We start from the raw sequence: 21775 nt of genomic DNA, 5'->3' as shown, positions 1-21775 counted from the left end.
GCTCAGTGCTCTTTCGCGGCGTACTTCGAGCCGTTCACGCCGTAGCCGGCCTTGGCCATCGCCCAGCCCACGATGAGGCCGATGAGGAGGAGTCCGGCCGACGCCCAGACCAGTGCGGGCATGTCGAGGAAGAAGAACACGGTGCCCAGCGTGACCGCGATGAGCATGATCACGACGGCCGTCCAGGCGGCGGGCGAGTGTCCGTGGCCGGGGTCGCCGATGTTGTTGCTCATGGAAATCTCCTCGGTAATCCTGGGAAGCGCGGGACGCCGCCAGTCTAGCGGTCAGGCGGTCGGATCCTCGCCACGCGACAGGTCGTCCCAGTCGTCGATGGAGCGCGATCCGGCCGCGTCGTGGGGCCGGGATCCGGCCGGGGTGGACGTGCGGGGAGCATCGACCGTGCGGTAGCGGCGACCGGTGCGCGCCCACGCGTGACCGGTCGCGAGGACGAACACGCCGGCGACGACGAGGACCGCCCAGACGGCCAGGGTGACCGCCGGCCAGGCCGTCGCCGTGATGGACGCGACCAGCTTCGCGACCGACGACTCCCCCGCGATGCCTGTCGCCTCGGTCACGACCGAGGCGACCGCCGAGACGGGATGCTGGAACACCACGGCCGCGGTCAGCCAGGCCAGCAGCCCGCCGATGAGGACCGCCAGGGCGCCGAAGACGTAGCGCAGCGCGAGTCCGACGATCGACAGCGCGGCGCCGAGCGCGAGAACGGCCAGGCTGAGCGGGGCGAGGACGGGCACCGCCGAGGCACCGGGCACCTCGAGCGCGTGGTGGGCGCCGTCGTCGAGCACGACCGTCAGCCAGGTCTGGGTGGACGAGATCACGCCCAGCGCACCGCAGGCGACGATGACGACGACCGACATCAGCCGTGCGCGGCGGATCACGCGACCGGCTCCGGGCCGCGCACGGCCTCCAGGTCGTCCGCGTCGAAGCACGTGCGGGTGCCGGTGTGGCAGGCGGGACCCACCTGCTCGACCTCGACCAGCACCGCGTCGCCGTCGCAGTCCAGGCGCGCCTCGCGCACGAGCTGGATGTGACCGGACGTGTCGCCCTTGCGCCAGTACTCCTGGCGGGAGCGCGACCAGAAGGTGACGCGACCCTCGGTCAGCGTGCGACGGAGGGCTTCGGCATCCATCCAGCCCAGCATGAGCACCTCACGGGTGTCCCATTGCTGGATGATCGCGGCGACCAGCCCGTCGCCGTTGTACGTGACGCGCGCGACGCGCTCGTCGACCGTCTCACTCATGCCGCCACCTCTCTCACCGGGATGCCCTCGGCGGTCATCGCCGCCTTGACGTCGCCCACGGTGAGCTGTCCGGAGTGGAAGACGGATGCCGCGAGCACGGCGTCCGCCCCCGCTTCGATCGCCGGGCCGAAGTCCTCCGCCTTGCCGGCGCCACCCGAGGCGATCACCGGCACGCTGGCGAGCTCGCGCATCAGCGCGACGAGTTCCAGGTCGAACCCCTGCTTGGTGCCGTCGGCGTCGATGGAGTTCACCAGGAGCTCCCCCGCGCCGCGGTCGATCGCCTCGCGAGCCCACTCCAGCGCGTCGAGCGTCGTCTCGGTGCGGCCGCCGTGCGTGGTGACCACGAAGCCCGACTCGGTCGCGGGAGAACGCTTGACGTCGAGCGAGAGCACCAGCACCTGGGCGCCGAACCGGTCGGCGATCTCGTCGAGCAGACCCGGACGCGCGATCGCCGCCGAGTTGACGCCGATCTTGTCGGCGCCCACCGCCAGCAGCCGCGCGACGTCGTCGGTGGAGCGCACTCCCCCGCCGACGGTGAGCGGGATGAAGACCTCTTCGGCCGTCCGGCGCACGACGTCGTACGTCGTGGAGCGCTCGTCGACGGTCGCCGTGACGTCGAGGAAGGTGATCTCGTCGGCGCCCTGGCGGAAGTACTCCCGCGCGAGCTCGACGGGGTCGCCCATGTCGCGCAGGTTCTGGAAGTTCACGCCCTTGACGACGCGGCCCGCGGCGACGTCGAGACACGGGATGACGCGGCAGACCAGGCTCATGACACGGTCCCCCTCATCAGAGTCTCGCGTTGTGGATCGCGGTGACGAGGATGGCGCGGGCGCCGATGGCGTACAGCGCGTCCATGACCTGGTTGACGCCCTTGCGGGCGACCATGACGCGCACCGCGACCCACTCCGGGTCGCGCAGCGGCGAGATCGTGGGCGACTCGATGCCGCCGGCGATCTTGACCGCCTCGTCGACAAGGGCGACGGGCAGGTCGTAGTCGACCATCACGTAGCGCCGGGCGACCATGACGCCGCGCAGGCGCCGCAGCAGCGTCTCGGTGCCCTCCGCCTCGGCGGGCGACGTGATCAGCACGGCCTCGGACTGCAGCAGCACCGGGCCGAAGATCTCGAGCCCCGCCTGGCGCAGCGTGGTGCCGGTCGAGACCACGTCGGCGACGGCATCCGCCACTCCCAGCCGCACCGCCGACTCGACCGCGCCGTCCAGCGGGACCAGGTCGACGGCCACGCCGTGCTCGTCGAGGAACGCGTCGACCAGGCCGGGGTAGGCGGTCGCGACACGGGCGCCCTCGAGGTCCTGCACGGCCGAGAAGCGTCCGGGAGGGCCCGCGAAACGGAAGGTCGAGTCGCCGAAGCCGAGGGCCTCGATCTCGCGGGCGCCGGGCATGCGGGCGTCCAGCAGCAGGTCGCGGCCGGTGATGCCGACGTCCAGCGCGCCGGAGCCGACGTACGTGGCGATGTCTTTCGGGCGGAGGTAGAAGAACTCGACCTCGTTCTGGGGGTCGATGACGTGGAGGTCCTTGGGGTCGCGACGACCGATGTAGCCCGCCTCGTGGAGCATCTCTGAGGCGGTCTCGGCGAGCGATCCCTTGTTCGGCACGGCGATTCGCAGCATGGCAGCGGGGCTTTCGGGTTCGAGGGCGGATGGGAGCGCGCGCTCAGAGATGTCGGTAGACGTCCTCGAGGCTCAGCCCCTTCGCGAGCATCAGCACCTGCAGGTGGTACAGCAGCTGCGAGATCTCCTCGGCCGTGGCATCCGTCGACTCGTACTCGGCCGCCATCCAGACCTCGGCGGCCTCCTCCACGATCTTCTTGCCGATCGCGTGGACGCCGGCGTCCAGCTGCGCGACGGTGCCCGATCCCTCGGGGCGCTCGACCGCTTTCGCGGCGAGCTCGGCGTACAGCGTGTCGAACGTCTTCACAACACCCAGGGTATCGAACCGGGAGGATGCCGCGGCGCCGCGTGACGGCGGCTCAGTGGATGTGGTGCGCGGCGGCGGCCGCGCGCAGGCCCGCGATCGCGTTGGCCGGGTCGGCGGCGCCGAACACGGCGGACCCCGCGACGAATGTGTCGGCACCGGCCTCGGCGGCCTGCGCGATGGTCGCGTCCGCGATGCCGCCGTCGACCTGCAGCCAGACCGATGACCCTCGACGCCGCGCCTCGTCGGCGAGCCTGCGCAGCTTGGGCATCGTCTCGGGCATGAACGACTGCCCGCCGAACCCGGGCTCGACGGTCATCACGAGGATCTGGTCGAAGTCGTCGAGCAGGTCGAAGAGGCCGTCGACCGGCGTCGCGGGCTTGACCGCGACGCCCGCGCGGGCGCCGATGTCGCGCAGCCGGCGTGCCAGCGCGACCGGCTCGGTCGCGGCCTCCAGGTGGAAGGTGACCGACGCGGCGCCCAGCTCCGCATACCCCGGCGCCCAGCGATCGGGGTCGCTGATCATGAGATGGACATCCAGCGGCACGGGGCTCGTCGCCTGGATGCGCTCCACCATCTGCGGCCCGAACGTCAGATTCGGGACGAAGTGGTTGTCCATCACGTCCACGTGCACGAAGTCGGCGGTCGCGATCCGTGCGAGCTCGGCCTGCATGTTCACGAAGTCGGCGGCCAGGATGCTGGGATTGATGCGGATGCCGCCCTGGCGGCCGTTCTCGGAGGTCGGGAGCACGCGTCCATTATGGTCGAGCCGTGGATCCGATCACGTCGCTGCTGCACGAGGTTCTCGAAGACGTCCGCCCGCACGACGACGGCGCACCGGCCGGGTACATCCCCGAGCTCGCGGCCGCCGACCCGGACCGGCTCGCCCTCGCCGCCGTCGGCCCGCACGGGCGGGTCCGCGCCGTCGGCGACGTCGACCACGAGTTCACGATCCAGTCGATCTCCAAGCCCTTCGTCCTGGCACTTGCCCTGGCGCAGCGTGGCCGCGACGCGGTGCTGCGCAAGGTCGGCGCCGAGCCCAGCGGCGAGCCGTTCAACGCGATCAGCCTCGAGCCCGGCACCGGGCGCCCGGCCAACCCGATGGTCAACGCCGGCGCGATCGCGACATCCGCCCTCATCCCCGGTGACGGCGTCGACGACCGCACCGCGCTCATCGTGGAGGGGCTCTCGGCCTTCGCCGGCCGGTCGCTGTGGGTCGACGAGCAGGTCTACGCGTCGGAGTCGGCGACCGGCGACCGCAACCGGGCGCTCGCCCACCTCCTGCGCTCGTACGGCATCGTCGACGGCTCCGTCGACATCGCCGTCGAGACGTACTTCCGGCAGTGCTCGCTTCTGGTCACCGCCCGCGATCTCGCCGTGATGGCGGCGACCCTCGCCTTCGGCGGGGTCAACCCGGTGACCGGCGACCGCGTCGTCGCCGAGGCCGTCGCCCGTGATGTGCTGTCGATCATGACAAGCTGCGGCATGTACGACTACTCCGGCGAGTGGCTGCTGCGGGTGGGCCTTCCGGCCAAGAGCGGGGTGAGCGGCGGACTGCTCGCCGTCGCCCCGTCGCAGTTCGGCGTCGCCGCCTTCAGCCCGCGGCTGGACGCCCACGGCAACTCCGTGCGCGGCATCGCCGTCATCGAGACGCTCGCCGAGCGGTTCGGCATGCATCTGCTCGAGCCCCACGACAGCGTCGCCGTCCCCGCGTTCACCGTCGAGGACACCGATCACGGCCGCGTCCTGCGCCTTTCGGGCGAACTGGGCCTCGCGGGCACGGAACGCGTGGTCGCCGTGCTGCGTGAGCTCGCCGACGCGATGCCCGAGGGAGCCCAGGTCACCGTCGACGCCCGCGACCTCGGGCGCACGCATCGTGAGGCCCTGACCGCCCTGCGCGCCGAGTTCGAGGGGATGCCGCGCAGCTTCACGCTGCGCGAGTGATCAGACCCGACGCAGCAGCGAGACCGACATCGCGTCGGTGTTGTGGCGGTGCGGCCACAGCTGCGCCCGCCCGCTCCCGTCGGCCTGCGGCGGCAGGACGGGATCGGCGTCCGCGAGTGCGGTGATGACGTCGCGAGCCGAGAGCTCCTCGAGCGCCGCACCCCATTCGCGACGGATGTCGGCGACCACGCCCGATGTCTCGGCGAGATGCGGCGAGCAGGTGACGTAGGCAACGACGCCGCCCGGCTTGAGCGCGCCGACGGCGGCGCTGAGCAACTCGCGCTGAAGCTCGCTGAGCGCGGGGACGTCGCTGGGCGCCTTGCGCCACCGCGCCTCGGGGCGACGTCGCAAGGCGCCGAGACCCGTGCACGGGGCATCCACGAGGATGCGGTCATAGCTCTGCGGCGCCTCTTCGGCGCGGGTGCGGCCGTCCTGCTCCGATACGGGCACCTCCAGCGGCACGCCGGCGATCGCCTGCCGCACCAGTCCGGCGCGGGCCGGCGAGATCTCGTTCGCCTCCAGCGCCGCGCCGTGTGCGAGCGCCTCGGCCGCCAGCACCGCGGTCTTCCCGCCCGGGCCGGCGCACAGATCGAGCCACCGCTCCCCCGCATTCACCGGCAGTGCGCGGGTGAGAGCGAGGGCGGCCAGCTGCGAGCCCTCGTCCTGCACGCGGATGCGGCCGCCCGAGCCCCGCACCATCGCATCGGGGTCGCCGCCGCCCAGACGGAAGCCGATGGGCGAGAACGGCGTGCGCCGGGCGTCCTCCGGCACGTCGGCGAGATCCGGCAGCGCGGCCATGGTCACGCGCGGCGACGCGTTGTCGGCCGTCAGGAGGGCCTCGAGCTCGTCGGCGCGCCCCTCGGCGGCCAGCGCCCGCCGGAACGCCCGGACGACCCACACCGGGTGCGAGAACAGCAGGCCGAGCTGCTCGTCGTCGGACCGGGCACTCGCGGCGACATGCGTCATCCAGTCGCCCGGCGTGTCGCGGGAGATGCGGCGCAGGACCGCGTTCGCGAAGCCGGCGGCGCCGCGCCCGCCGGCAGCGCGGGCGAGTTCGACCGATTCGTTCACGGCGGCGTGCGAGGCGACGCGCGTCGAGAGCAGCTGGTGCACCCCCAGGCGGAGCGCGTCGAGCACGGCGGGGTCGACGTCCGAGACGGGACGGTCGGCGGCGATGGCGATCACCGCGTCGTAGGTGCCCTGCCGGCGGAGCGTGCCGTAGGTGAGCTCGGTCGCCAGGGCGGCGTCGGCGGTCGACAGCCCCGCCCGCCCGATCGCCGTCGGCAGCAGCAGATTCGCATAGGCGTCCGATTCGTGGACGGCACGCAGGGTCTCGTAGGCGACGCGGCGCGCCGCGACCGTGCGGCTCACGATCCCGCCACCGGGGTCGTCTCGCGCAGGCCGCGCCACCAGTCGGCGGCACGCATCGCGCCCTTGCCGGCCGGCTGCACCGTCTCCAGCGCGATCGGCGCCGATGCGGTTCCTGCGATCACCTGCTTGCCGTGGAGGGCGAGCACACCGGGTGCCAGTCGCGGCGTGTCATCCCCGGCCGGGGCGGCGGCGAGCACCTTGAATCGCGCACCGTCGATGGTCGTGTGCGCACCGGGCTCGGGGGTCACGCCGAGGATCCGCCCGAGCACCGCCGCAGCGGGCTCGTCCCAGCGGATGCGGCCGTCCTCGTCGCCGAGCTTGCCCGCGTACGTCGGCTCGCCGATCTGAGGGCGCGCGACGGCGGTCCCGGCCGCGATGTCGCCGACGACGTCCTCCAGGAGCCCCGCGCCGTCCTCGGCGAGCATCGACAGCAGCTCTCCCGCGGTGGTCCCGGCGGGCATGTCGAGGGCGAACTCGCCGAAGACGGCTCCCGCGTCCAGCTCGGGGACGAGCTGGAACACGCTGGCCCCGGTCTGCGCATCGCCCGCGATGAGCGCGTGCTGCACCGGTGCCGCGCCACGCCAGCGCGGCAGCAGCGAGAAGTGGAGGTTGATCCAGCCGTGCTCGGGCGTCGACAGCAGCGGCTCGCGGACGAGGCCGCCGTACGCGACGATCACGCCGAGCTCCGGCTCCAGCGCTGCGATCTCTGCGGTCACCGCGGCGTCGAGCCGGTCGGCGCGGATCACCGGCAGTCCGAGCTCGGTCGCGGCGGCGGCCACCGGCGACGGCGTCAGCACGCGCTTGCGGCCGATGGGCGCGTCGTTGCGGGTGACGACCGCGGCGATGTCGTGACCGGATGCCGCCAATCGCTGCAGCGACGGGACCGCCGGCGCGGGTGTGCCGGCGAAGACGAGACGCATGAGGCTCCTGAACGTCGAGGATCAGAGGTCGAGGTCGGGCACGTCTACCCGAACCTTCAGTGTATTGGCGGCCCCCGGAGCGCGTCCCTTGGCTGGGCGGCGGCCCTTCACCGCGTGCGCCACGACCGAGGCCCGCAGACTCTCGGTCACGCGCGCGCCGAGGCCGTAGTCGAACCGCACGAGGGCGCGCACGGCGTCTTCACGGGCGATCGGACCGAGGACGGCCTCGGGGTCGAGCTCGGGAACGGCCTCCCGCAGGTCGGCGAGGGCGGTATCGACGGCACGGCGCGGACCGTCCAGCGCCGCGACGCGGATCGTCGGCGGCATCCGCAGCGGCGCGCGGTCTGCCAGCTCCGCCCGTGCGTACTGCGCCTGCGTCCACGTGGCGAGGGCCCGTGCCACGTCTCCCCCGACGCCCACGAGATGCACCGGCGCGCCGGGCGCGGCCAGCGCGGCGGCGTTGGACCACCAGCGCAGGCACGACTCGCCGATGCGGAGGTCGTCGGCCATCAGCATCTTGTCGCCGTCGAGCAGGATCACGGCCCGGTAGCCGCCGATCGCGAGCGGCTCGGCGCCACGGGTCGCCACGACCAGCGCCGGGCGCGCGTCGACCTGAGCCACCGGATGATCGCCGTCGGCGACGATGACCCGGATGCCGGGAAAAGCCCGACCGAGCTCGTCCGCCGTCCGTTCGCTCCCCGACGAGGCCATGCGCAGCATGGTCGAGGAGCACTCCGGGCAGCTCCAGGCGTGTGCGGCCCGGCCGCACCACGTGCACGCCGGGACGGCGCCGTGCCGGGCGGCGTGCAACGGCCCGCCGCAGTGCGCGCAGCGGGCGGGATGCCGGCACTTCGCGCACACCAGGACGGGCGCATAGCCGGGCCGGGCCACCTGCACCAGCACCGGACCGTCGGCGAGAGCCTCGCGTGCGGCGGCGAACGCCGAGGACGGCACCCGCGCGGCGCGCGACTCGCCCTCGCGATTCGCGCTCAGCACGACGCGCGGGCTCTGACGCCGCGCGGCGGGAAGCTCGCGCACCCAGCCGATGCCGACGAGTCGTTCGACATCGGTCGTGCGGGTGTGGCCGGCGAACACGAGGGCGCTGCCGTCGAGCTCCTGGCGCAGCAGCGCGGCATCGCGCGCGTGCACGCCGGGGCTGAGGGGCTCGGCGAGGAGCGGGTCGCCGTCGTCCCAGAGTGCGATCAGACCCAGATCGGCGACAGGGGCGTACACGGTCGACCGGTTGCCGATCACGACGCACGGGGCCTCGGACAGCGTGCGCAGGAACGCCGCGTAGCGGGCAGGTCCGCTCTGCTTCGCGTCGTCGCGGACGAAGGCCTCGTCGGGGATGCGGCCTCCCAGCGCCGCCTCCAGCTGGGCACGGTCCCGGTGGTCCGGGACGGCGATGACCGCGCTCCGCCCCGACGCCAGCGTGCGCGTGGCAGCAGCCGCCAACAGCACGGCCCATGAGCCGACCACGGTGCCGTCCTCGAGCAACGTCGGGGACGGCGGAGCATCGACCGCGAGTCGTTCGCGCTGCTCCAGCGCCTCGGCGAACCCGGGATACACGGCGAGCACGGCATCCGCCCACTCCACCGCCGCGGCGTCGACCACGGGGTGTGCGGGCGCGTCGGCTGCGAGCCACGCCTTCTCGGCGCGCACCATCCGCTTGGGGATCGCCAGACGCAGGATGTCGCCGGCCGATCCCGCGGCGCGGTCGGCGGCGCGACGGGCAAGCGCATACAGCGCGGGGGGCAGCACCGGCACCGGGGACACCACGGCCTCGAGCTGCGAGAGCGGGCGGTCGGAGGCATCCGGCTCGCCCACCTCGACGAGCAGGCCGTCCACGACACGGCCGGCGCTGCGCAAGGGAACGCGCACGCGAACGCCCGGCTGCGCGTCGACGGCAAGCTCGGGTGGGATCTCGTAGTCGAACAGCCGGTCCAGCTGCGGCAGCGGCGAGTCCACGAGCACGCGCGCGACACGACGCACGCGCCGCGCGCCCTCGTCGGGGCCGTGCTGCTCGTCGCTCACCGCGGTCACGCGGCCGGGGTCAGAGCCCGGCGGCCGCGCGCAGCGCGTCGGCGCGGTCGGTGCGCTCCCACGTGAAATCGGGCAGCTCGCGGCCGAAGTGGCCGTACGCCGCGGTCTGCGCGTAGATCGGACGGAGCAGGTCGAGCTGGTCGATGATCGCCCTCGGGCGCAGATCGAAGACGTCGAGGATCGCCCGCGTGATGACCTCGTCGTCGACGCGGCCGGTGCCGAACGTCTCGACGTAGAGCCCGACCGGCTTGGCCTTTCCGATCGCGTAGGCGACCTGCACCTCGAGGCGGTCGGCGAGCCCGGCCGCGACCGCGTTCTTCGCGACCCAGCGCATCGCGTACGCGGCGGAGCGGTCGACCTTCGACGGGTCCTTGCCGCTGAACGCCCCGCCGCCGTGACGGGATGCCCCGCCGTACGTGTCGATGATGATCTTGCGTCCGGTGAGGCCGGCGTCGCCCTTGGGGCCGCCGATGACGAACGGTCCGGCCGGGTTGATGTAGAACTTCACGTCGGGAAGGTCGAGCCCGGTCGCCTCGAGCACCGGGTCGATGACCTCGGCGCGGACGGCGGCGCGCAGCGCCTTCTGCGAGATGTCGGGGTGGTGCTGCGTCGAGAGCACGACGGACTCCACCGTCTTCGGGACGGCGCCGTCGTAGCCCAGCGTGACCTGCGTCTTGCCGTCGGGGCGCAGGAACGGGAGCTCGCCCGACCGGCGCACCTCGGCGAGCCGCTCGGCCATGCGGTGCGCCGTCCACGCGGCCATCGGCATGAGCTGCGGCGTCTCGGTGGTTGCGTAGCCGAACATGATGCCCTGATCGCCGGCGCCCTGCAGGTCGTGCGGGTCCTCCGAGCCGTCCTCGCGACGCTCGAAGGCCTTGTCGACGCCGGCGGCGATGTCGGAGGACTGCGCGCCGATCGACACGCTCACGCCGCAGGAGCCGCCGTCGAAGCCGGTCTCGCTGGAGGTGTAGCCGATGCGGTTCACGACGTCGCGCACGATCGCCGGGATCTCGACGTACGCGGAGGTCGACACCTCGCCGGCGACGTGGACGAGACCCGTGGTGACGAGCGTCTCCACGGCGACGCGCCCGTTGGGGTCCGCGTCCAGGATCGCGTCGAGGATCGAGTCCGAGATCTGGTCGCAGATCTTGTCGGGGTGGCCCTCGGTGACGGATTCGGACGTGAACAGACGCAGGTCGGTCATCGATACTCCAGTTTTCGTGGCTCCGGTCGTCAGGGCGTGCCGGGAGTCGAGGGGGCGGACACCAGTATGCCCCCGGAGGCGGACATGGCCGTCTTCGGGGGCATAGCGGTCGTAACGGGGAGGATTACTCCGCGCGGCGCAGGCGCAGCTTGTCCTCGTGGATCTCGTGCATCGCGATCGTGAGGGGCTTGTCCTCGACGGTCGAGTCGACCAGCGGGCCGACGTTGTCGAACAGGTTGCCCTCGTGCAGGTCGGAGTAGTAGTCGTTGATCTGGCGCGCACGCTTGGACGCGAAGATCACGAGCTGGTACTTCGAGTCGACCTTCTCGAGCAGGCTGTCGATGGGGGGCTCGATGATGCCCTGGTTCGTTCCGGCCATGGGAACCTCCTGGTCTGACGATGTGCCCGGGGCGGGGATGGATGCCGCGGCCCGGCGTGAACGGTGTGCCGATGGGCGCGCGCCATCGGCGCGCGGACGCATCCCACCAGTCTACCCGGTCGGCGCGCCGCAGGCTCACACCGCGGCGAGGGCGCGCCGCGCCGCGGGGTCCACGAGGATCGCGACGTTGTCGGTGCGCTGCTCGATGCAGCCGCGGCCCGATGGCAGTGCGGCGACGTCGGCATCCGTGATCCGCTCCCGCAGATGCTGGACGATCTCGGCACGCGGGTGGAGGAACGGGCGGTCCCAGAACGCCTCGGTCGCGGGTGCGGGGGCAGGCAGCCCCGCGTCCCGCTGCAGGTCGAGGAGAGCGTCGAGCGCGGTCGCGAGCCGCTCCTGCCTCTCCTGGCCGTCCCGGGCCCGCAACGCGCCGTCCAGCGCGTCGGTCACAGCCCCGGTGCCCGGGATGCCCGCGAGCATAGTGCCGCTCCACTTCGCGTACGGCATCCATCTGCGCGTGAGGACGAACGCGAGATGAATGACGGTCGCGCAGATGCGGCCGGCGATGATCCGCGACCCGAGGTCGTCGCCGACCTGCGCGGCTCTGCCGAGCAGCGGCAGCTCCTCGGCGATGCGCTGCCACCCCGAGGCGACGACATAGCTCCGCACACCGTCGGGGTACTGCCGCAGCGCCGTGCGGATCCGGGTGATGTCGCCGGTGTCGTCCACGAACACCGGCCCGGCGACGATCTCGAGGGCCGCTTGGCCGCTCACCGACAGCCAGTCGACCGCGGTCATCGGCGCGGAAGGGTCGAAGCCCAGCCGTTCCACGGCGAACGCGCGCGGTGATGACACGTGCACGTGATGACGAGCGGCCGTGTCACCCGAGAAGGCGAACCTCGTCGGCAGTCCGAGAAAGCTCTCCGGCAGATCGGAGGCCAGGGCCCGGTCGACCGCGTCAACCATCGTGTCGTCGACGAACAGGCTCAGCCGCAGCCCCCAGTCGTGGTCGCGGGACGTCGCATCGTCGAGCCCGAGGACGTCGGAGCCCGCGCCCAGACGCCCGGCCGCGACCGCAAGGCCTGGCCACCGCTCGGCGATCAGCGGGCGGACCGCATCGAAGTAGAACCGTTCGGCCAGTCGCTGACCGTCGAGGAGCTCGTCATGCACCGCGGAAGCCTATCGGCGGTGCGCTCTGGCGTCAGCGCGCGAGGCGGGCGACTTCGGACGCGGCGTGCGCGACCTCGTCGTTGACGACGCGGTAGTCGAACTCCCCCTGCGAGGCCAGCTCGGTCTTCGCGGTGCGCAGGCGCCGTGCGCGCTCGGCGGCGTCCTCGGTGCCGCGGCCGACCAGCCGCTGGACGAGCTCGTCCCAGCTGGGCGGCAGCAGGAACACCAGCGTCGCGGACGGGTCTGCCTCGCGCACCTGACGGGCGCCCTGCAGGTCGATCTCCAGCAGCACGGTGCGACCCTCGGAGAGTGCCTTCTCGATCGGGCCCCGCGGCGTGCCGTAGCGGTAGGCGTTGTGCACGGTCGCGTGCTCGAGCAGCTCGCCGTCGGCGATCATGCGGTCGAATTCGGCGTCGTCGACGAAGTAGTAGTGCTCGCCGTCGACCTCACCGGGGCGGGGCGCCCGGGTCGTGGCAGACACCGACAGCAGGATCTCGGGGTGGTGCTCCTTGATGTGGGCGGCCACCGTCCCCTTGCCCACCGCGGTGGGGCCCGCGAGCACGACGAGGCGGCTGCGGCCGCCGCGCGGCTCGAGTTCGGGCCAGCGTGCGTCGAGGAAGCGTCGCAGGTCCTCCCGCTGCCGGGAGCCGAGGCCGCCGAGGCGCTTGACGGGCGAGATCTCGAGATCCTGCAGGATGCGGTCGCGCTTGCCCTCGCCGATCGCGGGGATCGCGGTGAGGAACTCCGGCACCCGCATCGCGCCGGCGGGTGACGTCGGGTCGGCAAGGGCGCGCCGCAGCAGTTCCTGAGGCGTGATCACCCGCATGGCGACGTCCTTCTTCAGGGCGGCGCGTTCGCGTCGAGCGGCGACGGCGCGGCGGGACGCCGCCACCCTGTCGACCTCGGGAGGGGTGCGTGAATCGGGCATGTCAATCACCACGGTAGAGAAGGGCGCGCTCGGAGATGCGCGCGGCGAGCCGGTCGGGTCCGGCAGCCAGGATGCTGCGGCTCTCCGACGCTATCACCGCTTCCGCCTGGTCGCCGAAGCGCGCGCGGAGGTGCCGCGGTTCCGCGCCCTGATGACCGAAGCCTGGCCCCAGGATCGGCGCGGTCGGAGCGAACGGCCGGAGGCCGGCATCCGCCCACTCGACCGTGCCGCCGATGACGAAGCCGAGGCTCCCCCACTGCCCGTCGGGGGTCGCGCGCAGATTGCGCTCGGACACCTCGCGGACGATGTCGGCCGACACCGTCTCACCGTCGGTATGCGTCGCGCGCTGCAGAGACAGCGCCTCGGGATTGCTCGTCGCCGCGAGCACGAACACACCCTTGCCGTGGCGCCGGGCGAGCTCGAAGGTGCCGTCGAGGGCGCCCACGCCCAGGAACGGGCTGACGGTCAGCGCGTCGGCCTCCAGCGGCGATCCCTGCGCGAGCCAGGCCCCGGCGTAGGCGTCCATCGTCGAGCCGATGTCGCCGCGCTTGGCATCGGCGATCACCAGCAGGCCGGCCTCTCGGGCGGCCGCGAGCACGGCCTCGAGCGCGACGAAGCCGGCCGAGCTGTAGCGCTCGAAGAACGAGACCTGCGGCTTGACCACCGCCACCTGCCCGGCGGCGGCCTCGACCACGCGGAGGCCGAACTCGCGCGCACCGGCGGCGGAGGCATCCAGCCCCCACTCCGCCAGCAGGTGGGCGTGCGGGTCGATGCCGACGCACAGCTGCCCGTGCTCCGCCATCGCGGCGCGGACGCGTTCCCCGAATGAGATCATGCAGCTCCCTGTCGCTCGGCGGCGTACTCCTGCAGGCTCTTCACCTTGAAGCCCTCGCGCAGCACCGGCAGGGCGCTCACCGCGGCGCCGAGGACGGCCATCGTGGTGAACAGGGCCTTGTCGCCGGCGACCGCCGCGGCGCGGATCTCGTATCCGTCGGCGCGTGCGGCGCCGCCCGAGGGGGTGTTCACGACGATGTCGATGTCGCCCGCGTTGATGAGATCGACGATGTTGGTGCCGCCGGACTCCTGGGTCTCGGAGTACTTGCTCACCACCCGCACGGCGATGCCGTTGCGGGCGAGGATCTCGGCGGTCCCCTCGGTCGCGACCAGGTCGAAGCCGAGCTCCTGCAGGCGGTGCGCGGGCAGGATGACGGCGCGCTTGTCGCTGTCGGCCACCGAGATGAACACGGTGCCGGACTGCGGCATACCGCCGTACGCGGCCTCCTGCGACTTCGCGAACGCCGTCGGGAAGTCGCGGTCGATGCCCATCACCTCGCCGGTCGAGCGCATCTCGGGGCCGAGCACGGAGTCCACGGTCTGCCCCTCACGGGTGCGGAACCGCTTGAACGGGAGCACCGCCTCCTTGACGGCCACGGGGGCGTCCAGCGGCACGCGGGAGCCGTCCTGCGCGGGCAGCAGGCCCTCGGCCTTGAGCTCGGCGACGGAGGCGCCGGCCATGATGCGCGACGCGGCCTTGGCCAGCGGGATGCCGAGCGCCTTCGACACGAACGGCACCGTGCGGCTCGCGCGCGGGTTCGCCTCGATGACGTAGAGCACCCCGGCCGAGATCGCGAACTGCACGTTCAGGAGCCCTCGCACGCCCACGCCCTTCGCGATGGCGTGCGTGGCCTCGCGGACACGGTCGATGTCGGTGCGGCCGAGGCTCACCGGCGGGAGCGTGCACGACGAGTCGCCGGAGTGGATGCCGGCCTCCTCGAGGTGCTCCATCACGCCGCCGATGTACAGTTCCTCGCCGTCGAACAGCGCGTCGACGTCGATCTCGATCGCGTCGTCGAGGAACCGGTCCACGAGCAGCGGCATGCCGGGGCCGATGATCGCGGCATCCGCGATCCGCACGAAGTAGTCGCGCAGCGCCTCGGTCGAGTAGACGATCTCCATGCCGCGGCCGCCGAGCACGAAGCTCGGGCGCACCAGCACCGGGTAGCCGATCTCCTCGGCGACCGCCACGGCGCCGTCGACGTCGATCGCGGTGCCGTTGCGCGGTGCGACCAGGCCGGCGTCGTCGAGCAGGCGCGAGAAGAGCTCGCGCTCCTCGGCGAGATCGATGGCCGCGGGCTTGGTGCCCAGGATCGTGTACCCCGCCTCCTCGATGCCCTTCGCCAGACCCAGCGGCGTCTGGCCGCCGAGCTGGCAGATGACGCCCAGGATCGTGCCGGACTGCGCCTCGGCGTGGAGCACCTCGAGGACGTCCTCGAGGGTCAGCGGCTCGAAGTACAGGCGGTCGGACGTGTCGTAGTCGGTCGACACGGTCTCGGGGTTGCAGTTGACCATCACCGTCTCGTACCCGGCGTCGGAGAGCGCGAACGACGCGTGCACGCACGAGTAGTCGAACTCGACGCCCTGGCCGATGCGGTTCGGGCCCGAGCCGATGATGACGACCTTGGTGCGTTCGGACGGCGTCACCTCGGTCTCGAGGTCGTAGCTCGAGTAGTGGTAGGGCGTGAGCGCCGGGAACTCCCCCGCGCACGTGTCGACCGTCTTGTAGACCGGACGCACGCCCAGGCCGTGACGGATGCCGCGCACCTGGGCCTCGCTGTCACCGCGCAGCTGCGCGATCTGGGCGTCGCTGAAGCCGTGCTCCTTGGCGACGCGCAGGGTGGCGGCATCCAGCTCGCCCGCCTGGCGCACGAACTCGGCGACCTCGTTGATGAGGACGATCTGGTCGAGGAACCACGGGTCGATCTTGGTCGCCTCGAACGCCTGCTCGATCGTGGCGCCCTTGCGCAGTGCCTGCTGCAGGACGACGATGCGCCCGTCGGTCGGCGTCTTCGCGATCTCGAGGAGCTCGTCCGCCGAGCGCTGCTCGTCGCCCCAGTGGAAGCTGGAGCCGCGCTTCTCGAGCGAACGCAGCGCCTTCTGCAGCGCCGTGGCGTAGTTGCGCCCGATCGCCATCGCCTCGCCCACCGACTTCATGGTGGTGGTGAGCGTGGTGTCGGCGGCGGGGAACTTCTCGAAGTTGAAGCGCGGCACCTTCACGACGACGTAGTCCAGCGTCGGCTCGAAGCTCGCCGGCGTCGCCTTCGTGATGTCGTTCGGCACCTCGTCGAGGCGGTAGCCGATCGCGAGCTTGGCGGCGAGCTTGGCGATCGGGAAGCCCGTGGCCTTCGAGGCCAGCGCCGACGAGCGCGACACGCGCGGGTTCATCTCGATCACGATGATGCGCCCGTTCTCGGGGTTCACCGCGAACTGGATGTTGCAGCCGCCGGTGTCGACGCCCACCGCGCGGATGATGTCGATGCCGATGTCGCGCAGCTTCTGGTACTCGCGGTCGGTGAGGGTGAGCGCCGGGGCGACGGTGATCGAGTCGCCGGTGTGGACGCCCACCGGGTCGACGTTCTCGATCGAGCAGACGACGACCGTGTTGTCGGCGGTGTCGCGCATGAGCTCGAGCTCGTACTCCTTCCACCCGAGGATCGACTCCTCGAGGAGCACCTCGTTCGTGGGCGAGTCGTGCAGGCCCGCGCCGCCGATGCGACGGAGGTCCGCCTCGTCGTACGCGAAGCCCGAGCCGAGGCCGCCCATCGTGAACGACGGGCGCACCACGAGCGGGTAGCCGAGCTTCTCGGCGCCGGCGAGGAGCTCGTCCATCGTGTGGCAGATGACGGATGCCGCGACATCGGCGCCCGCGTCGAGCACCAGCTGCTTGAAGATCTGGCGGTCCTCGCCCTTGTTGATCGCCTCGAAGTCGGCGCCGATGAGCTCGACGTCGTACTTCTCGAGGATGCCGTGCTTGTGCAGGTCGATCGCGGCGTTGAGCGCCGTCTGACCGCCCAGCGTCGGCAGGATCGCGTCGGGCCTCTCCTTGGCGATGATCGTCTCGATCACGCGCCAGTTGATCGGCTCGATGTACGTCGCGTCGGCGAAGTCGGGGTCGGTCATGATCGTGGCCGGGTTCGAGTTCACCAGGATGACGCGCACGCCCTCCTCGCGGAGCACGCGGCAGGCCTGCGTGCCCGAGTAGTCGAACTCGCACGCCTGCCCGATCACGATCGGGCCGGAGCCGATGACCAGGACGGAGTTGATGTCGTCGCGCTTAGGCATTCTTCTTGGTCTCCAGAGTCGCGACGACCAGGTCGCGGAAGCGGTCGAACAGGTAGTTGGCGTCGTGGGGGCCGGCGGCGGCCTCGGGGTGGTACTGCACCGAGAACGCCGGGATGTCGAGCGCGCGCAGGCCCTCGACGACCTGGTCGTTGAGGCCGACGTGGCTCACCTCGACCTTCCCGTAGCCGTTCGGGCTGTCGAACGCGCCCTCCAGGGGGGCATCGACGGCGAAACCGTGGTTGTGAGCGGTGATCTCGACGCGGCCGGTGGCCTTGTCGAGCACCGGCTGGTTGATGCCGCGGTGGCCGAACGGCAGCTTGTAGGTGCCGAGCCCCAGGGCGCGGCCGAGCAGCTGGTTGCCGAAACAGATCCCGAAGAACGGCAGGCCGTCGTCGAGCACGCTGCGCAGGAGCGCCACGTGGTCGCCGGAGGCGGCCGGGTCGCCCGGGCCGTTCGAGTAGAACACCGCGACCGGCTCGATCGCGCGGATCTCGTCGATCGTGACGTCCTGCGGCAGCACGTGCACGTCGAAGCCGCGCGCGGCGAGGTTGTCGACGGTGGCCTGCTTGACGCCGAGGTCGAGCACGGCGAGGTTGCCGATGCGCTCCGCCGTCGCCGGCGTGACCTCGGCGGTCGCGACCGACACCTCGGCCGACAGGTTCTGACCGGCCATCTGCGGCGCCTCGCGCACCAGGCGAAGCTGCTCGTCGGGATCGACGGCGGCGGCATCGCCCGAGAAGATCGCGCCCCGCATGGATCCGGCCGACCGGATGTGGCGCGTCACGGCGCGCGTGTCGATGCCGCTGATGCCGACGACGCCGTCACTGACCAGGGCGTCGTCCAGCGACTCGTCGGCGCGCCAGTTCGACACCACACGGGAGGGGTCGCGCACGATGTAGCCCGAGACCCAGATGCGTCGGGACTCGGGATCTTCGCCGTTCATGCCGGTGTTGCCGATGTGCGGTGCCGTCTGGAGGACGATCTGACCCGCGTACGAGGGGTCGGTGAGGGTCTCCTGATAGCCGGTCATGCCGGTGGCGAAGACCACCTCGCCGATCGTCGTGCCGAGCGCGCCGTACGCGCGGCCGACGTGGCGGGTCCCGTCCTCGAGCACGAGGACGGCCGGGTCTGTGTGGAACAGGGAGGTCATGCGTCGGTTCCCGTCTGGGTCGGGGGAAGGATGCCGGCCACGGCGTCCACGAGGGCGCGGGCCGAGGCATCCTGGGGTCGGAAGTAGGAGTCGACGGTCGTGTCCGCGTCGGTGCGCCACGTGAGGCGGGTGAGACCGTCCTGTTCGACCACGCGGTCGATGGCGACGGTGGACTGGCCGACGTCGATGATCTGATCGGGGGTCAGGACGAACCGTTCCTGCCCGGTCAGATCGACGGCGACGCCGGCGTCGGCGACCGTGACGGTCGCCCGGGAGCGCATGCCGAGCCCGGGAGCGGCGATCCGCTCGAGCGGCTCGTCGTGCTTGGTCGTGGCGACGTAGAGCGTCTCGAAGGTCGCGACCACCGCGGCATCCGCGGGGAGATCGCCAGGGTGCACGAACGGCGTCGCGTCGCGCCGGGTCTTGCGCCACCACGCCCATGCGAGCGCGGCGAGCAGCCCCACGGCGACGGCGGTCATGACCGCGAGGGCGCCTTCACGGGTCATGCGCGCACCCCCGGGGAGTCCAGCAGCACGCCGTCGGCGACCGTGGCCGTGCCCTGGTGCAGCGTCCACCGCACCTCGCCGGGCAGTTCGCGCCCGAGGTACGGCGAGTTCACGCTGCGACCGCGAAGGTCGCCGGTCGTGAAGGTGCGGCGCGGAGCGGGGTCGTAGAAGGCGAGGGATGCCGGCTGACCCTCGGTCAGCGGCGTGCCGTGGCCCGCCAGGCGGCCGATGCGGGCGGGCTCGCGCGACATGACCCGGGCGACATCGCCCCACGTGATGAGGCCGGTGTCGACCATCGCCTGCTGCACCACGCGCACGGCGCTCTCCAGGCCCACCATGCCGTTGGCGGCCGCATGCCACTCGCAGGCCTTCGCCTCGGCGGGATGCGGGGCGTGATCGGTCGCGACGATGTCGATCGTCCCGTCGGCCAGGCCCTCGCGCACCGCGAGCACGTCCTCTTCGCGGCGCAACGGGGGGTTCACCTTGAAGCGTGCGTCGTAGTCGCGCACGAGCTCGTCGGTGAGGAGCAGGTGGTGGGGCGTGACCTCGGCGGTGACGTTGACGCCCCGCTTCTTCGCCCAACGGATGATGTCGACACTGCCCGCCGTGGACAGGTGGCACACGTGCAGGCGCGAGCCGACGTGCTCGGCCAGGAGCACGTCACGGGCGATGATCGACTCCTCGGCGACCGCCGGCCAGCCGGCGAGGCCCAGCTCGGCGGAGACGGCGCCCTCGTTCATCTGGGCGCCCTCGGTCAGGCGCGGGTCCTGCGCGTGCTGGGCGATGACGCCGTCGAACGCCTTCACGTATTCCAGCGCGCGGCGCATGATCAGCGGGTCCCACACGCAGAAGCCGTCGTCGCTGAACACGCGCACGCGGGCACGCGAGTCGGCCATCGCGCCGAGCTCGGCGAGGCGTTCGCCCTTCTGCCCGACGGTGACGGCGCCGATCGGCTGCACGGTGACGAAGCCCGCCGCCTCGCCCAGGGCGAGCTCCTGCTCGACGACGCCCGCGGTGTCGGCCACCGGCGAGGTGTTGGGCATCGCGAACACCGCGGTGTAGCCGCCGGCCGCAGCCGCGCGCGAGCCGGTGAGGATCGTCTCGGATGCCTCGTACCCGGGTTCGCGCAGGTGCGTGTGGAGGTCGACCAGGCCGGGAAGCAGCACGAGTCCGTCGACGTCGACGACGGTCGCGCCGGCGTGGCTGAGGCCGGTGCCGACCTCGGCGATCACGCCGTCGGAGACGAGGAGATCGGCGGCGGTGCTGCCTTCGACCAGCGCTCCGCGGAAGAGAAGGGTCTCGCTCATCGGGTGTTCTCCTTCTCTCGTCCGTCCCCGGAGGGTGCGGGATCGGCGGTGTCGCGCTCCGCGCCCGCCAGCAGCAGGTAGAGCGCGGCCATGCGCACCGAGACGCCGTTGGTCACCTGTTCGAGCACCGTCGAACGGGGTGAGTCCGCGGCCTCTGCGGAGATCTCCAGACCCCGGTTCATGGGTCCGGGGTGCATCACAATGCTATCGGCTCCGAGCGCCTGCAGTCGGCGTGCGTCAAGGCCCCAGCGGCGCGAATACTCCCGTTCAGTGGGGAAATACGCCGCATTCATCCGCTCCAGCTGGATGCGCAGCATCATCAGGGCGTCCGGGCCCGCCTCGATCGCCTCGTCGAGGTCGTACAGCACGCGCACCGGCCAGTTCGAGACGTCCTGCGGCACGAGGGTCGGCGGCGCGACCAGCGTCACATGGGCTCCCAGCGTGGTGAGCAGCCACACGTTCGACCGGGCGACGCGCGAGTGCAGGATGTCGCCGACGACGGTGACCGAGACCCCGGCGAGATCGCGTCCGCGGCTGTCGTCGCCGAACCGGCGCTTGCGGATCGTGAAGGCGTCCAGCAGCGCCTGCGTCGGATGCTCGTGCGTGCCGTCGCCGGCGTTGACCACGCCCGCGCTGATCCAGCCGCTGGTGGCGAGGGTCCGTGGTGCGCCGGAGGCGCCGTGGCGGATGACGACGGCATCCGCCCCCATCGCCTGCAGGGTCTGCGCGGTGTCCTGCAGCGACTCCCCCTTGGAGACGCTGGAGCCCTTCGCGGAGAAGTTGATGACGTCGGCCGAGAGCCGCTTGGCCGCGGCCTCGAACGAGATGCGGGTGCGGGTGGAGTCTTCGAAGAACAGGTTGACGACGGTCTTGCCCCGCAGCGTCGGCAGCTTCTTGACCTCGCGACGCTGGGTGTCGGCCATGTCCTCCGCGACGTCGAGGATGCGCAGGGCGTCCTCACGAGAGAGGGTCTTGGTGTCGAGCAGGTGCCTCATGACTCGATCGTCACCTCTTCGGCGCCGTCGTTCTCGGACAGGCGCACGTTGACGCGCTCGTCGCGGGAGCTCGGCAGGTTCTTGCCCACGAAGTCGGGGCGGATCGGCAGTTCGCGGTGACCGCGATCGACCAGAGCGGCGAGACGCACCGCGGCGGGGCGGCCGATGTCCTGCAGGGCGTCGAGCGCCGCGCGGATGCTGCGGCCGGAGAACAGCACGTCGTCCACCAGCACGACCACCTTGCCGTCGATGCCGCCCGCGGGGATCTGTGTCGGCTGCGGCGCGCGGGTCGGGTTGCGGTGCAGGTCGTCGCGGTACATCGTGACGTCGAGCGCGCCGACGGGGACCGGTACTCCGCCGAACTGTGCGACGAGCGCGCCGATGCGATGGGCGAGCGTGACGCCGCGAGTGGGGATGCCGAGGAGGACGAGGCCCTCGGGGCCCCTGTTGGACTCCAGGATCTCGTGGGAGATCCGAGTCAGGGCCCGGGCGATGTCGGCCTCGTGCAGCACGATGCGCGTGCTCATCCGCCGCTCCCTTCTCCGCCT

At 71.9% G+C, this 21775-nt stretch carries 22 protein-coding genes; 1 reads left to right on the top strand and 21 read right to left on the bottom strand.

Annotated elements, in window-relative coordinates; translation table 11 throughout:
- Positions 1–2 precede the first annotated feature (2 nt).
- Genes AC1DDU_RS17050 through rpe form a run of 7 tightly spaced genes read right to left on the bottom strand, consistent with a single transcriptional unit; the run spans position 3 to position 3942 of the window.
- A complete protein-coding gene (locus AC1DDU_RS17050) occupies positions 3–233 on the bottom strand; it encodes a DUF6704 family protein (RefSeq protein WP_477436158.1) in 231 nt (76 codons plus the stop codon).
- A gap of 51 nt (positions 234–284) precedes the next feature.
- Entirely contained in the window at positions 285–893 is a 609-nt protein-coding gene (locus AC1DDU_RS17045; protein ID WP_477436875.1) for a Trp biosynthesis-associated membrane protein, read from the bottom strand.
- Entirely contained in the window at positions 893–1258 is a 366-nt protein-coding gene (gene hisI, locus AC1DDU_RS17040; protein WP_477436156.1) for a phosphoribosyl-AMP cyclohydrolase, read from the bottom strand. Before hisI ends, AC1DDU_RS17045 begins: the two co-directional genes overlap by 1 nt.
- A complete protein-coding gene (gene hisF, locus AC1DDU_RS17035; protein ID WP_477436154.1) occupies positions 1255–2028 on the bottom strand; it encodes an imidazole glycerol phosphate synthase subunit HisF in 774 nt (257 codons plus the stop codon). Before hisF ends, hisI begins: the two co-directional genes overlap by 4 nt.
- A 16-nt stretch (positions 2029–2044) precedes the next feature.
- Entirely contained in the window at positions 2045–2887 is an 843-nt protein-coding gene (hisG, locus tag AC1DDU_RS17030) for an ATP phosphoribosyltransferase (RefSeq protein WP_477436152.1), read from the bottom strand.
- Positions 2888–2930: 43 nt separating this feature from the next.
- Positions 2931–3194, bottom strand: a complete 264-nt coding sequence (locus AC1DDU_RS17025; protein ID WP_477436150.1) for a phosphoribosyl-ATP diphosphatase — start codon at positions 3192–3194, stop codon at positions 2931–2933.
- A 52-nt stretch (positions 3195–3246) separates the two neighbouring features.
- Positions 3247–3942: a ribulose-phosphate 3-epimerase gene (gene rpe / locus AC1DDU_RS17020; RefSeq protein ID WP_477436148.1), complete on the bottom strand. Its 696-nt coding sequence runs from the start codon at positions 3940–3942 to the stop codon at positions 3247–3249.
- Positions 3943–3962: 20 nt separating this feature from the next.
- Between rpe and glsA the strand changes: the two genes are divergently transcribed.
- Positions 3963–5135, top strand: a complete 1173-nt coding sequence (gene glsA, locus AC1DDU_RS17015) for a glutaminase A (RefSeq protein WP_477436147.1) — start codon at positions 3963–3965, stop codon at positions 5133–5135.
- Here glsA and AC1DDU_RS17010 read toward each other — a convergent pair whose 3' ends face one another.
- The 14 genes from AC1DDU_RS17010 to pyrR form a co-directional block, all read right to left on the bottom strand.
- Positions 5136–6506: an RsmB/NOP family class I SAM-dependent RNA methyltransferase gene (locus AC1DDU_RS17010; RefSeq protein ID WP_477436145.1), complete on the bottom strand. Its 1371-nt coding sequence runs from the start codon at positions 6504–6506 to the stop codon at positions 5136–5138.
- Positions 6503–7426: a methionyl-tRNA formyltransferase gene (fmt, locus tag AC1DDU_RS17005; protein ID WP_477436143.1), complete on the bottom strand. Its 924-nt coding sequence runs from the start codon at positions 7424–7426 to the stop codon at positions 6503–6505. The genes AC1DDU_RS17010 and fmt overlap by 4 nt, the downstream gene beginning before the upstream one ends.
- A gap of 21 nt (positions 7427–7447) precedes the next feature.
- A complete protein-coding gene (locus tag AC1DDU_RS17000; RefSeq protein WP_477436141.1) occupies positions 7448–9469 on the bottom strand; it encodes a primosomal protein N' family DNA-binding protein in 2022 nt (673 codons plus the stop codon).
- A gap of 10 nt (positions 9470–9479) precedes the next feature.
- Complete coding sequence (gene metK, locus AC1DDU_RS16995; RefSeq protein WP_477436139.1) at positions 9480–10673, bottom strand: methionine adenosyltransferase; 1194 nt, start codon at positions 10671–10673, stop codon at positions 9480–9482.
- A gap of 124 nt (positions 10674–10797) precedes the next feature.
- Positions 10798–11052 carry a DNA-directed RNA polymerase subunit omega gene (gene rpoZ / locus AC1DDU_RS16990; protein WP_018170775.1) on the bottom strand — a complete coding sequence of 85 codons (255 nt, stop codon included), beginning with the start codon at positions 11050–11052 and terminating at the stop codon, positions 10798–10800.
- A gap of 135 nt (positions 11053–11187) precedes the next feature.
- On the bottom strand, positions 11188–12222 hold the full coding sequence (locus tag AC1DDU_RS16985; protein ID WP_477436137.1) for a DUF4037 domain-containing protein: 1035 nt from the start codon (positions 12220–12222) through the stop codon (positions 11188–11190).
- Positions 12223–12253: 31 nt separating this feature from the next.
- Complete coding sequence (gene gmk / locus AC1DDU_RS16980) at positions 12254–13150, bottom strand: guanylate kinase (RefSeq protein ID WP_477436135.1); 897 nt, start codon at positions 13148–13150, stop codon at positions 12254–12256.
- A 1-nt stretch (position 13151) separates the two neighbouring features.
- A complete protein-coding gene (gene pyrF, locus AC1DDU_RS16975) occupies positions 13152–13985 on the bottom strand; it encodes an orotidine-5'-phosphate decarboxylase (protein ID WP_477436133.1) in 834 nt (277 codons plus the stop codon).
- The gene (gene carB, locus AC1DDU_RS16970) at positions 13982–17269 is read right to left on the bottom strand and encodes a carbamoyl-phosphate synthase large subunit (protein WP_477436132.1); all 3288 of its coding nucleotides are present in this window, start codon (positions 17267–17269) and stop codon (positions 13982–13984) included. Before carB ends, pyrF begins: the two co-directional genes overlap by 4 nt.
- Positions 17262–18419, bottom strand: coding sequence for a glutamine-hydrolyzing carbamoyl-phosphate synthase small subunit (gene carA, locus AC1DDU_RS16965; protein WP_477436130.1), 1158 nt, complete (start codon positions 18417–18419; stop codon positions 17262–17264). The genes carB and carA overlap by 8 nt, the downstream gene beginning before the upstream one ends.
- Positions 18416–18925 (bottom strand): PH-like domain-containing protein, encoded by a 510-nt coding sequence (locus AC1DDU_RS16960; protein WP_477436128.1) that lies wholly within the window; start codon positions 18923–18925, stop codon positions 18416–18418. Before AC1DDU_RS16960 ends, carA begins: the two co-directional genes overlap by 4 nt.
- The gene (locus AC1DDU_RS16955; RefSeq protein ID WP_477436127.1) at positions 18922–20232 is read right to left on the bottom strand and encodes a dihydroorotase; all 1311 of its coding nucleotides are present in this window, start codon (positions 20230–20232) and stop codon (positions 18922–18924) included. Before AC1DDU_RS16955 ends, AC1DDU_RS16960 begins: the two co-directional genes overlap by 4 nt.
- Entirely contained in the window at positions 20229–21227 is a 999-nt protein-coding gene (locus tag AC1DDU_RS16950; RefSeq protein WP_477436125.1) for an aspartate carbamoyltransferase catalytic subunit, read from the bottom strand. The genes AC1DDU_RS16955 and AC1DDU_RS16950 overlap by 4 nt, the downstream gene beginning before the upstream one ends.
- Positions 21224–21754: a bifunctional pyr operon transcriptional regulator/uracil phosphoribosyltransferase PyrR gene (gene pyrR / locus AC1DDU_RS16945; protein WP_477436123.1), complete on the bottom strand. Its 531-nt coding sequence runs from the start codon at positions 21752–21754 to the stop codon at positions 21224–21226. The genes AC1DDU_RS16950 and pyrR overlap by 4 nt, the downstream gene beginning before the upstream one ends.
- Positions 21755–21775 lie beyond the last annotated feature (21 nt).

This window comes from Microbacterium sp. 05T445 (assembly GCF_056395865.1).
This window is presented reverse-complemented; position numbering and strand designations above follow the sequence as displayed.